At 74.0% G+C, this 11,638-nt stretch carries 13 protein-coding genes; 7 read left to right on the top strand and 6 right to left on the bottom strand.

The features are described from left to right. Positions 1–130: 130 nt before the first annotated feature. Together ACZ597_RS02485 and hisN are read right to left on the bottom strand one after the other, a co-directional pair. Positions 131–523: a CBS domain-containing protein gene (locus ACZ597_RS02485; protein WP_427710389.1), complete on the bottom strand. Its 393-nt coding sequence runs from the start codon at positions 521–523 to the stop codon at positions 131–133. Between the two features lie 175 nt (positions 524–698). Further along, entirely contained in the window at positions 699–1,505 is an 807-nt protein-coding gene (gene hisN / locus ACZ597_RS02480; RefSeq protein WP_471323890.1) for a histidinol-phosphatase, read from the bottom strand. 136 nt (positions 1,506–1,641) lie between these two features. Here hisN and ACZ597_RS02475 point away from each other — a divergent pair, with 136 nt between their 5' ends. Further along, positions 1,642–2,208 carry a TetR/AcrR family transcriptional regulator gene (locus ACZ597_RS02475; RefSeq protein WP_471323887.1) on the top strand — a complete coding sequence of 189 codons (567 nt, stop codon included), beginning with the start codon at positions 1,642–1,644 and terminating at the stop codon, positions 2,206–2,208. Here ACZ597_RS02475 and ACZ597_RS02470 read toward each other — a convergent pair. The 4 genes from ACZ597_RS02470 to ACZ597_RS02455 form a co-directional block, all read right to left on the bottom strand. Further along, positions 2,174–2,497: a DMT family transporter gene (locus ACZ597_RS02470; RefSeq protein WP_007266432.1), complete on the bottom strand. Its 324-nt coding sequence runs from the start codon at positions 2,495–2,497 to the stop codon at positions 2,174–2,176. The two genes, ACZ597_RS02475 and ACZ597_RS02470, sit on opposite strands and share 35 nt — an antisense overlap. Before the next feature lie 127 nt (positions 2,498–2,624). Then, a complete protein-coding gene (gene rsgA / locus ACZ597_RS02465) occupies positions 2,625–3,635 on the bottom strand; it encodes a ribosome small subunit-dependent GTPase A (protein ID WP_471323883.1) in 1,011 nt (336 codons plus the stop codon). 10 nt (positions 3,636–3,645) lie between these two features. Then, entirely contained in the window at positions 3,646–4,995 is a 1,350-nt protein-coding gene (gene aroA, locus ACZ597_RS02460) for a 3-phosphoshikimate 1-carboxyvinyltransferase (RefSeq protein ID WP_471323880.1), read from the bottom strand. Between the two features lie 53 nt (positions 4,996–5,048). Then, positions 5,049–5,762 carry a M50 family metallopeptidase gene (locus tag ACZ597_RS02455; protein WP_471323877.1) on the bottom strand — a complete coding sequence of 238 codons (714 nt, stop codon included), beginning with the start codon at positions 5,760–5,762 and terminating at the stop codon, positions 5,049–5,051. 53 nt (positions 5,763–5,815) lie between these two features. On the opposite strand from ACZ597_RS02455, the gene ACZ597_RS02450 reads away from it, so the two are divergent. The 6 genes from ACZ597_RS02450 (at position 5,816) to ACZ597_RS02425 (ending at position 11,575) form a co-directional block, all read left to right on the top strand. Beyond that, the gene (locus ACZ597_RS02450; protein ID WP_471323874.1) at positions 5,816–6,631 is read left to right on the top strand and encodes an SOS response-associated peptidase; all 816 of its coding nucleotides are present in this window, start codon (positions 5,816–5,818) and stop codon (positions 6,629–6,631) included. 49 nt (positions 6,632–6,680) lie between these two features. Beyond that, positions 6,681–7,319, top strand: coding sequence for an alpha/beta hydrolase family protein (locus ACZ597_RS02445; RefSeq protein ID WP_471323871.1), 639 nt, complete (start codon positions 6,681–6,683; stop codon positions 7,317–7,319). Positions 7,320–7,708: 389 nt separating this feature from the next. Beyond that, complete coding sequence (locus ACZ597_RS02440; protein ID WP_007266438.1) at positions 7,709–8,353, top strand: sigma-70 family RNA polymerase sigma factor; 645 nt, start codon at positions 7,709–7,711, stop codon at positions 8,351–8,353. After that, complete coding sequence (rsrA, locus tag ACZ597_RS02435; RefSeq protein WP_388933841.1) at positions 8,350–8,652, top strand: mycothiol system anti-sigma-R factor; 303 nt, start codon at positions 8,350–8,352, stop codon at positions 8,650–8,652. The genes ACZ597_RS02440 and rsrA overlap by 4 nt, the downstream gene beginning before the upstream one ends. Positions 8,653–8,843: 191 nt before the next feature. Continuing rightward, positions 8,844–10,292, top strand: a complete 1,449-nt coding sequence (locus ACZ597_RS02430; protein WP_471323868.1) for an HD-GYP domain-containing protein — start codon at positions 8,844–8,846, stop codon at positions 10,290–10,292. Beyond that, on the top strand, positions 10,289–11,575 hold the full coding sequence (locus ACZ597_RS02425) for an HD-GYP domain-containing protein (protein WP_471323865.1): 1,287 nt from the start codon (positions 10,289–10,291) through the stop codon (positions 11,573–11,575). Before ACZ597_RS02430 ends, ACZ597_RS02425 begins: the two co-directional genes overlap by 4 nt. The last annotated feature ends 63 nt before the right edge of the window (positions 11,576–11,638 follow it).

The following is an 11,638-nucleotide window of genomic DNA, read 5'->3' as shown; positions in this document are numbered from 1 at the left end:
ACCCCGCTTTGCGGCCGAACCGCCGCCGCTCTCGCGGAGGTGGTTGCGCGCCGTAGGGGAACCTCAATTGACGGTTGCTCGCCGAGAGTCGAAGGGCCGGTCCCCGCCAGGGGGCCGGCCCGACGGCTTTCTACGCGGGCACGGCCCGGCGGGCCGGTACCCAGCAGCGGATGACGTCGCGGACGGAGACGATGCCGACCGGGCCGCCGTCCTCCAGCACGATCAGGTGCCGGAACCCGCCGTGGACCATGGCCTCCGCGGCCTCCTGCACGGTCGCGTCGGGGGTGCAGAAGACGACGTTGTTCGTGGTGTGCGCGCCCACGGACTCCCGGTCGGGGTCGTGGCCGGCGCCGATCGAGTTCAGGATGTCGCGCTCGGTCAGGATGCCGATCCCGCTGTGGTCGGGGTCGAGGACGACGGCCGCGCCCACGCGCCGGCCGGACATCAGGCAGGCCGCCTGACGGAGGGAGTGGGCGGGTCCGAGGGTGAGGATCACGGTGCTCATGGCGTCGCGGACGAGCATGGAGAGAGCCACCTCCTGGGTGAGCCCCCGCCTGGGTGGGGTGCGTCGCGTGAACGGCCTCCACTTAGAGAAGGAATTCACAAGCGCACAAGCGGGGGGATCCTCAGATTCCCACGGACACGGAAAGCCATCAAGAGGGCACGCTCGGCGCGCGAGGGCGCCGGGGGGAAGGGCGTCAGGCCTTCCGGTTCAGGTACCCGAGCATCTCGTCGTGCAGCAGGCCGTTCGAGGCCGCCGCGTTGCCGCCGTCCACCCCGTCCACCCCGTCCAGGCTCGTGAACCGGCCGCCCGCCTCCTGCACCACCACCGCGATCGCGGCCATGTCCCACAGGTTCAGCTCCGGCTCGGCGCACAGGTCCAGCGACCCCTCCGCGACCATCATGTACGGCCAGAAATCCCCGTACGCCCGCGTGCGCCAGCACTCGCGCGTCAGCTCCAGGAAGCCCGGGAGCCGGCCCTGCTCCTCCCAGCCGCTCAGCGAGGAGTACGCGAACGAGGCGTCGCCCAGGGAGGCCACCTTCGACACCGAGACCGGCCCGGCCGGCTCGCCCAGCGCGCCGCCCGCGAAGGCCCCCCCGCCCTGCGAGGCCCACCAGCGGCGGCCCAGCGCCGGGGCCGAGACCACGCCGACGACCGGACGGAACACCCCGTCCGCGTCCCCCTCCATGAGGGAGATCAGCGTCGCCCAGACGGGAACGCCGCGCACGTAGTTCTTCGTGCCGTCGATCGGGTCCACGACCCAGCGGCGCGGGCCCTCGCCCTTGAGCCCGTACTCCTCGCCGAGGATCGCGTCGTCGGGGCGTGCGGCCTGGATCCCGGCCCGGACGACCTCCTCGGCCGCTTTGTCGGCCTCGCTCACCGGCGTCATGTCCGGCTTCGTCTCGACCTGGAGGTCGAGGGCGCGGAAGCGCTGCATCGTGGCGGCGTCCGCCGCGTCGGCGAGTTCGAGGGCGAGGCGCAGGTCATCGGCATACGTGGACATGGCCGAACAGTAGCGGGACACGCCGGGCCCGGCGAACGAGGTCCACAGTGCGGCCGGGACGCGCCCTTGACGGGATCTGGCGACCCGTCAACCCTGGTGGGGAAGCGCGGCCGGCTAACCCAGCGGGGAGGTGGCGATGCCGACGGCCCGTGAGTCCCTGCTGCAAGCGGCCGAGGCCGCGCTGGCCGCCCGGCCCTGGCCGGCCGTGCGGATGGTCGAAGTCGCGGCCGCCGCCGGGGTGTCGCGCCAGACCCTCTACAACGAGTTCGGCGGCAAGGCGGGCCTGGGCCGGGCCCTGGTGCGCCGCGCCGCCGACTGGTACCTCGACGGGGTGGAGCGGGCGCTGACCGCCCCGGCCGCGCGCGGCTCCGCCGAGCGGCTCGCCGCCGTCGCCGACTGGACCGTACGGGCTGCCCGCGCCCGGGTCCTCGTACGGGCGCTGCTGACCGGCTCCTGGGGGCCGGGCCTGCCCTCGCCGCCCCCGGCGGGGGGCCGGCAGGCGCTCGGGCCGGGGGAGCTGACCCGGGCGGCGCGAGACCGGGCCGCGGCCGCGCTGCCGCAGGAGCCGGCCCGCCGCTGCGAGCTCGCCGTACGGCTCGCGCTGTCCTACGTGGTCGCGCCGGGGGAGCCGGGCCAGGAGCCGGCGGCGGCGGAGCTGCTGCGGCTGCTCAGTGCGCCGACCCGGAGAGCTGGAGGCCGATGACCCCCAGGATCACCAGCGTGATCGAGACGAGTTTGAGAGTGGAGACCAGGTCGCCCAGGAACACCATGCCGTAGATCGCCGTCCCGGCCGCGCCGATGCCCGTCCACACCGCGTAGGCCGGCCCCACGTCCAGCTTCTTCAGGGCGAGGGTCAGCAGCCCGAAGCTGCCGAGCGCGAAGCACGCGAAGGCGATCGTCGGCCACAGCCGGGTGAACCCGTGCGACAGCTTGAGGCAGACCGCGAAGCCCGTCTCCAGGATCCCGGCGACCACGACCAGCAGCCACGCCATGGCGTATGCCTCCCCGCGTCAGGTGACTCGGCGTCACTTGGTGCGATTATGCATTTACCAGACATGGCCGGTGGCAAACCCCGCCGGACGATCAACCTGCCGCGGTCCGGCCCGCCACCGCCCTCGGTCAGTCGCCCTCGCGGCGCTCGCGCGTCTGGAGCAGCCGCCGCAGCGAGTACAGCCGCGCGGGGTCCGCGTGGCCCTCCTCCACCCACCGGTCCAGCGCGCAGTCCGGCTCGTCGTGGCTGCACGCGCGCGGGCACTCCTCCGTGCCCGGCACCAGCTCCGGGAAGGCCAGGACCACCCGGGACGGGTCCACGTGGTGCAGGCCGAAGGAGCGCACGCCCGGGGTGTCGATGACCCAGCCGTCCCCGGAGGGCAGCGGCAGCGCCAGCGCCGAGGTGGTGGTGTGCCGGCCGCGGCCGGTGACGGCGTTGACGTGCCCGGTGGCCCGCTGGCGGCCCGCGCCGACCAGAGAGTTCACCAGCGTCGTCTTGCCGACGCCGGAGTGGCCGACGAAGGCGGTGATCCGGCCCTCCAGGCGCTCGCGCACCCGCTCGGCGGCATCGCCCGTCGCCAGCTCCTCGCGGTTGGTGACCACGTAGTTCAGCCCGAAGGTCGAGTAGACCTCCAGGATCTTGTCGGCGGAGGTCAGGTCGGACTTGGTGAGCACCAGCAGCGGCTCCAGCCCGGCGTCGTACGCGGCCACCAGGCAGCGGTCGATCATCCGGGGCCGGGGCTCCGGGTCGGCCAGCGCCGTGACGATGGCCAGCTGGTCGGCGTTGGCGACGACCACCCGCTCGTACGGGTCGTCGTCGTCCGCGGTGCGCCGCAGGACGGACTTGCGCTCCTGGATCCGCACGATCCGCGCGAGGGTGTCCTTCTTGCCGGACAGGTCACCGACGAGCGACACGTGGTCGCCGACCACCGCGGCCTTGCGGCCCAGCTCGCGGGCCTTCATCGCGGTGATCTTGCGGTCCTCGACCAGGCAGGTCAGCCGGCCCCGGTCCACGGTGAGGACGAAGCCGTCGGCGGCGTCCTCGTGCTTGGGCCGGATGTTCGTCCTGGCCCGGTTGCCCTTGGGGTTCGGGCGCTGGCGGATGTCGTCCTCGTCGGTGTGCTTGCCGTACCTGCGCATGACCGGGCCCCTACGCTCCCGCTCCCGCATCCGCTCCCGCGAGCATGTCCGTCCACATCTTCGGGAAGTCCGGCAGGGTCTTCGCGGTCGTCGCCACGTTCTCGATCTCCACGCCGGGCACGGCCAGGCCGATCACCGCGCCGGCCGTGGCCATGCGGTGGTCGTCGTACGTGTGGAACACGCCGCCGCGCAGCTTGCGCGGGCGGATCCGCAGGCCGTCCTCGGTCTCGGTGACGTCGCCGCCGAGGCCGTTGATCTCCGCGGTCAGCGCCGCCAGGCGGTCCGTCTCGTGCAGCCGCAGGTGCGCGACCCCCCGCAGGACCGACTCCGAGTCCGCCAGCGCGGCCACGGCCGCGATGCCCGGGGTCAGCTCGCCGACCTCGCTCAGGTCCACGTCGATCCCGTGGATCTTGCCGGTGCCGGTGAAGACCAGGCCCGCCTCGGTCAGCTCGCAGGAGCCGCCCATCGCGGTGAAGATCTCGCGCAGCGCGTCACCGGGCTGCGTGGTGCGCAGCGGCCAGTCCGGGATCGTGACCGTGCCGCCGGTGATCAGCGCCGCGGCCATGAAGGGCTGGGCGTTGGACAGGTCCGGCTCGACGACCATGTCGCGGCCGAGGAGCGCGCCGGGCGCCACCCGCCACACGTCCTTCTCGCCTCCGGCCTCGGGGGTGTCGACCTGGGCGCCCGCCGCGCGCAGCATGTCCACGGTCATCCGGATGTGCGGCATCGACGGCAGCCTGCCGCCCACGTGCCGGACCTCGACGCCCTGGTTGAAGCGCGGCGCGGACAGCAGCAGCGCCGAGACGAACTGCGAGGAGTTGGAGGCGTCGATCTCGACCGTGCCGCCCTCCAGGGCCCCGCCGCCCTGGACGGTCATGGGCAGGGCGCCCCGGCCGTCGTCGTCGATCCGGGCGCCGAGGGTACGCAGCGCGGTGATGACCTGGCCGAGGGGGCGCTCGTAGGAGCGCGGGTCGCCGTCGAAGCGGACGTCGCCGTCGGCCAGTGTGGCCACGGGCGGCAGGAAGCGCATGACCGTGCCCGCGTTGCCGACGTCGACGGTGGCCGGGCCGTGCAGGGCGGCGGGGATGACCCGCCAGGCCTCGCCGCTGTCGCCGTCGGCGGAGCTGGAGGAGACGGTCTCCTCGATGCCGACGCCCAGCGCCCGCAGGGCGTCCGACATCAGCTGGGAGTCGCGCGAGCGCAGCGGGCGGCGCACCCAGCCCGGCTCGGCCGCGAGGGCGGCGAGCACGAGGGCGCGGTTGGTGACCGATTTGGACCCAGGCACGGTGACGGTGGCGTGGACGGCCCCCTCCGCGAACGGAGCGGGCCAGAGGTCGTGGAGCGCGGGGGTCTCGGTCATGGCCCTTACTTTAGTGGCTTCCCACGGCCCCGGATCTGGATCGCGGCCCCGTCTCAGAGGGCGAGCAGCCAGCGCCCGCCGCCGATGAGGCAGCACAGGGTGACCGTGTGGAACAGGAGCAGCCAGGCGACGGGATGCACGTGGGTGAGCCGGCCCAGCTGGTCCGCGTCCGACTCCGGCGCCGCGCCGCCCCGGCGCTGGGCCTGGAGCTCGAACACCGGCCGCACCGAGCCCAGCAGCAGGAACCACACCACCGCGTACGCGAACGCCGCCTGCACCGCCTCCGGGGCCTTCCAGGACACCAGCAGGAAGGCCGCGCCGGTCAGCACCACCGTCAGCAGCCCGTACGCGTTCCGGATCATCACCAGCATCACCAGCAGCAGCGCGGTCGCCACCCACAGGAGCAGCGTGATCCGGTGCGCCGCCAGCAGGGCCGCCCCGCCCAGGCCCAGCAGAGCGGGCGCCGTGTAGCCGGCGGCGAGCATCAGGACCATCCCGATCCCGGTGGGCTTGCCCCAGCTGAGGGTGACTCCGCTGGTGTCGGAGTGCAGCCGGATCCCGGTGAGCCGGCGGCGGGTCAGGACGGCGAGCAGCCCGTGGCCGCCCTCGTGCGCGATGGTGATCGCGTTCCGGGCCACCAGCCACACCGGCCGCGGCGCCACGACCGCGAGCGCGGCCAGGCCGGTCGCCACCACCAGCCACCAGGAGGGCGGGGTCTGTATTCCGGTGAGCCGGTCCCAGAGGCCGGCCGGCGTGCTGATGTTCATGGAGTGGCGGACTCCTTGCGGTCGGGGGTCGGGTCCATGGCAGTGTGTCAGCCATGTGCGGAAGGTTTGCGGCGAGTCGGACGCCCCAGGAGCTGGCGGGGATATTCGGGATCGAGAGGTGGGAGCCGGAGGAGACCCTGGCCCCCGACTGGAACGTGGCGCCGACCAAGGAGGTCCACGTCGTCCTCGACCGTCCCCTCAAAGACGCGCGGGACCCCCGTCCGGTTCGCCAGCTGCGCGTGCTCAAGTGGGGCCTGGTCCCCTCCTGGGCGCAGAACCCCGAGGGCGCGGCCCGGATGATCAACGCCCGGTCCGAGACCCTGCACGAGAAGCCGTCCTTCCGCCGCCCCTTCGCGCAGCGCCGCTGCATCGTCCCCGCCGACGGGTACTACGAGTGGGTCACCGAGCACGACGAGCGCCAGCTGGAGGTGGAGGGGAAGAAGAAGCGGGGCCGCAAGCAGCCCTATTTCGTGCTCCCCGCCGACGGCTCGGTCCTCGCGATGGCCGGGATCTACGAGTTCTGGCGCGATGCCACCCTGCCCTCCGACCACCCGGCGGCCTGGTGGGCCACCTGCTCGGTGATCACCGCCGAGGCCGAGACCACCCCGCTGGGGGTGGCGCCCGCCGAGGGCCCGCGCTCGCTCTCCGAGATCCACCCGCGCATGCCGCTGATGCTGCCCCCGGACCGCTGGGACGCCTGGCTGGACCCCGCCCGCACCGACGAGAACGGCCTGCGGGACCTGCTGGCACCCCCGCCCGGCGGGCTGATGCGGGCCTACCCCGTGGCCACGGCGGTGAGCAGCGTGCGCAACAACGGGCCGGAGCTGCTCCAGGAGCTGGAGGGCCCGGAGGAGGCGACGCTGTTCTAGGCCGTGTCCCAGCGGCGGAGCGGCCCCCGCAGCCCGGCAGGATGGGCCCATGAGCACCCGTACCGAGAGCGTGGACACCCCCGTCGGCGAGGCCCGGATCACCTGGCACAGCGCCCGCGCCGCGAAGCTGGTGCTGGCCCTGGGCCACGGCGCCGGCGGCGGCATCGAGGCCCGTGACCTCCAGGCCCTGGCCGCGGCACTGCCCGCCCGGGGCGTCACCGTGGCCCTGGTCGAGCAGCCCTGGCGGGTGGCCGGGAAGAAGGTCGCCGCCGCGCCCAAGGTGCTGGACGAGGGCTGGCGGGCCCTGTGGCCCGCGCTGGAGCGGCCCGGCCTCCCCGTGGTGGCCGGCGGGCGCAGCGCCGGGGCCCGGGTGGCCTGCCGGACCGCCGCCGGGCTGGGCGCGGCCGGGGTGCTCGCGCTGGCCTTCCCGCTGCACCCGCCGGGCAGGCCGGAGAAGTCCAGGGCCGAGGAGCTGCTGGGCGCCGGGCGGCCCGTGCTGGTGGTGCAGGGTGGACGGGACGCCTTCGGGCGGCCGGACGAGTTCCCCGAGGGGGAGCACCAACTGGTGGAGGTGCCCTTCGGCGACCACGGGTTCGCCGTGCCGAAGAAGGCGGACCTGACCCAGGACGGGGCCCTGGAAGTGATCACCGGCGCGGTGGCGCCGTGGCTCGCCCGGCTCCTCGGCTGAGCCCCGGAGGGCTCCCGCGGGCCCGGACGATGCCCCGGACGGCCCCGCGCCGGTGCCGGGGCGGCCCGGACCTGACAGATTCCGGCGTGACCCCGCTCACCCGCCCCCGCCAGGCCCCCGGAACTCCCGAAAACCCTTGGCGCACCGGGGAATGCGCTGCCCCGGCCGCCTGTTGTGGGGAGTGTCGGAACGCAGGGAAAAGAACGTCGGAGGAGAGGGAGCGCATGACCCAGGTCATCAGCCAGAACCGCCCGCAGGCCGCTGACCTGGACTGGACGGTGCTGCCTGCCCCCAAGCGCGGTTCGCTTCGGGCGGCGGAGGGCCGGGATGGTCGACTATTCTCCGATTCGAGCGGATCCGCTTTCGGAGCCGCCACGCTGTCGGAGGAGGTGGGTCCTGTCGCTGGGACCGACGAAGGCCAGGCACAGGAGACGACCGCTGAGCGCAATGCGCGTTTCGAGCGGGACGCCCTCGGCTACCTCGACCAGATGTACTCCGCCGCGCTGCGCATGACGCGCAACCCGGCCGACGCCGAGGACCTGGTCCAGGAGACCTACGCGAAGGCGTACGCGTCCTTCCACCAGTTCCGCGAGGGCACCAACCTCAAGGCGTGGCTCTACCGCATTCTGACCAACACGTTCATCAACTCCTACCGCAAGAAGCAGCGCGAGCCCCAGCGCAGCGCCGCCGAGGAGATCGAGGACTGGCAGCTGGCGCGCGCCGAGTCGCACATGTCGACCGGTCTGCGTTCCGCCGAATCGCAGGCGCTCGACCACCTGCCCGATTCGGACGTGAAGGAGGCGCTCCAGGCCATTCCGGAGGAGTTCCGCATCGCGGTCTATCTTGCCGACGTAGAGGGCTTTGCGTACAAGGAGATCGCGGACATCATGGGTACACCCATCGGTACGGTCATGTCGCGGCTGCACCGTGGGCGCCGTCAACTCCGCGGAATGCTGGAGGACTATGCCCGTGAGCGCGGGCTGGTCCCCGCCGGCGCGGGAGAGTCGAACGACCTGAAAGGCTCGGGCTCATGAGCTGCGGAGAGCCGCACGAGACGGAGTGCGCCGAGGTCCTGGACCATCTGTACGAGTTCCTGGACCACGAGATGCCCGACAGTGACTGCACGAAGTTCGAGACGCACTTCGGCGAATGCAATCCCTGTCTGGAGAAGTACGGGCTGGAACAGGCCGTGAAGAAGCTGGTCAAGCGCTGCTGCGGATCGGACGACGTGCCGACCGATCTCCGCTCCAAGGTCATGGGACGGATCGAACTGATCCGTTCGGGTCAGGCCGTGCCCGAGGGCGACATCACCGCCGGGCCCGCGACCGGCTGAACAGCCCGGTCCCCGTTGAACCGCCGCCCCCGGAAGCCCACTTCGTTCACTCGAAGGTGCTAATCCGGGGGCGCCCGTACGGCGCAATGCGAAAATGTGCCCCGCTCCGTTCGGGGGCCGACCTATTCTCCCCTCGCGGTACCGCTCACGTCCGGTACCCGGTTTTCCCGGCCCCTGGGGAGGAGAGCGCCATGCGGGTACTTCCGCCGATGGCGCGCGCCTGCGTCCTGGCCGTCGTCCTCGCCGCCTCGGCCTGCGCGGCCCCGGCCCTCCTCGCGGGCTCCGCGACGCCGTGGCCCACGGTGGCCCTGCTGGCCCTCCTCTGCCCCGGCTGCGAGTCGGCACGGAACCTCCCCTTCCTGGGCCGCCGGGTCCCCGAGGGCATCGGCTCCTTCTTCCCGGTGGTGATGGCCGCCGTCTTCCTGCTGCCGCCGTCGGCCGCCGCCCTCGTGGCCGTGCCCGGGGGACTCGCGCAGAGCGTCGTGCGGCGGCCCGCCCCGGTCCGGCGGATCTGGCACGCCGCCCAGCAGGCGACGGCCGCGTGGGCGGCCGGGCGGGTCTACGGGCTCCTCGGCGGCCGGGAAGCCCTCACCGGGCGGCCCGCAGCGGACGGCGAGCCCGCCGCCCGGGTGGCCGACTTCCCGTACGTGATGCTCCCCGCGGCCGTCGCCGCCGTCGTCTTCTGCCTGGTGCTCACCGTCCTCGACGGCGCCGTCCTGGCCGCCGCCGAACACCGCCCCGCCGCCACCGCCTTGCGGGGCCTGGCGGCCGCCCCGCTGGCCCCGCACTGCGTGCACGGGCTCGCCGGCCTGATGATGGCCGTCATGTGGCGTAGCCCGTACGGGGTTCCGGCCGCCCTGCTCGTCCTGCTGCCGATGTACATCTCCTGCTGGGTCTTCGCCCAGTACCACCGCGAACGCGCCGCGCACCGGGCCACGATCCGCGCCCTCGTGCAGGCCGTCGACATCAAGGACCGCTACACGCGCGGGCACAGCGAACGCGTCGGCCAGGCCTCCGCCATGATCGCCCGCGAGCTGGGCATGGCGGACGACCGCCTCGAAGTGGTCCGGATCGCCGGGATCCTGCACGACGTCGGCAAGCTCGGCGTGCCGACCCGGCTGCTGCGCAAGGACGGGCCGCTCACCCCGGAGGAGCGCCGGACCATCGAACTCCACCCCGAATACGGGCACGAGATGGTGCGGGGCATCGGATTCCTCGGCGAGGCGAGGTCCGCGATCCTGCACCACCACGAGCGGGTCGACGGCACCGGCTACCCGTACGGGCTCAGCGGCGAGCAGATCCCGGTCCTGGCCCGCGTGGTGGCGGTGGCCGACTCCTTCGACGCCATGACCTCCACCCGCTCCTACAGCCGGGCCCGGCCGGTGGCGACCGCCCTCGCGGAGCTGGAGCGCTGCGCCGGGGCGCAGTACGACCCGGCGATGGTCCGGGCCCTCGTCGCCGCCATCGGCCGGCACGGCTGGCACCCCGTGGTCACCTCGGACGAGGACCTCCAGGTGATCCCCGCCGCCCCGGCCCCGCCGCGGCCGGGTCCGGCCCCGGACGACGAAGCGGGTGCCGGGGGCGGCGGCGCAGGGCCGCGGACCGCCGACCCCGCCGGGCGGGCCGGCGGCGGCCGGTGAGGGCCCTCGCCGGCTGGGCCGTACGCGCCGCCGCGGGCGTGCTCACCGCCGCCGGGCTGGGCCACACCCTGTGGACCGGCGTCGTCGAGCCCGGCACCGCCCTCGCCTTCGGCACCCTCGTCGCCCTCGGCGAACTCGCCCGCCGCGACCACCGCCCGGACCGCGCCGGCGACGGGGCCGGGCCCGCCGGGCACAGCCGGCCCGCACCGCTCGGCTCCGCCGGAGCCCTCGCGTACGCCCTGCTCGGACAGAACGCCGGGCACCCCACCCACCACGGGGTGCTCCAGACCGTCGCCGTCGTCGTCGCGGCCGCCCTCGTCGGCACCGTCCCGCACATCGCCCGGGGCCACGGCCCGGCCCTGGACCACGTGGCCCGCCGGGTGCTCACGGTGGCCTTCGCCGCCGCCTGCTTCCAGCCGCTCCACAACTCCGGGCGGCTCGGCGACCGGCTCGGGCAGGGCCCGTACCCCGTCCTGTTCCTGCTGCTCCTGCTGGGCCTCACCGCCCTGTGCGACGCCGTGCTCGCCGCCGTCACGGCCGGGGCCTGCACCGGCTGGCCGTACGGCCCCCTGCTCCGCGACGAGCTGCGCGCCCTGCCCGGCGCCGGCTCGGCGATCTGCGCCACCGGCGTCGTGATGGCCCTCGGGGTGGCCGTGGCCGGCCCCTGGGCCCTGCCGGTCCTCTGCGTACCGCTGCTGCTGACCCAGATGTCCTTCCACCGGATCGCCGCCGTCCGCACCACCTACCGCCAGACCATCACCTCCCTCGCCCGGGCCACCGAGATCGCCGGGTACACCGCCCCCGGGCACGCCCGCCGGGTCGCCGCCCTCAGCCGCGCCGTCGGCCGCGAGCTGGGCCTGTCGGAGCGGGAGCTCACGGTCCTGGAGTACGCCGCGCTGATGCACGACATCGGCCAGCTCTCCCTCGTCGACCCCGTCCCCGACGGGGCCACCGCCTCGCTGCCCGCCGCCGAGGCCCGCCGGATCGCCGAGCTGGGCGGCGAGGTGGCCCGCCAGACGGGAGTGCCGGCGGAGGTCGCGGTGATCGTGGAACGGCAGGCGGATCCGTACCGTGAGCAGCCCGTCGCCGCCCGGATCGTGCGCGCGGTCAACGCGTACGACGACCTGGCGGGGAGCGGCCGTCACCCGGGCGGCTCACTGGCCGCCCTCGAACAGCTGCGCCTGGGCACCGGGCACGACTACCAGCCGGAGGTCGTGGAGTCCCTGGCGAGGGTTCTGGCCAGGGGCGGACGCGGCAGAGTCGTACCCGTTCCGCCGGGGTAACCCATGGGTAATGAGCGGCCGTCCGAGCGGGCATGGTTGGATGCAGTAGGAGTGTCCGTGAGG

It is taken from the genome of Streptomyces sp. NPDC040718, assembly GCF_055593565.1.
The sequence above is the reverse complement of the archived record's forward strand: the minus strand, read 5'-3'. Positions and strand labels throughout refer to the sequence as shown.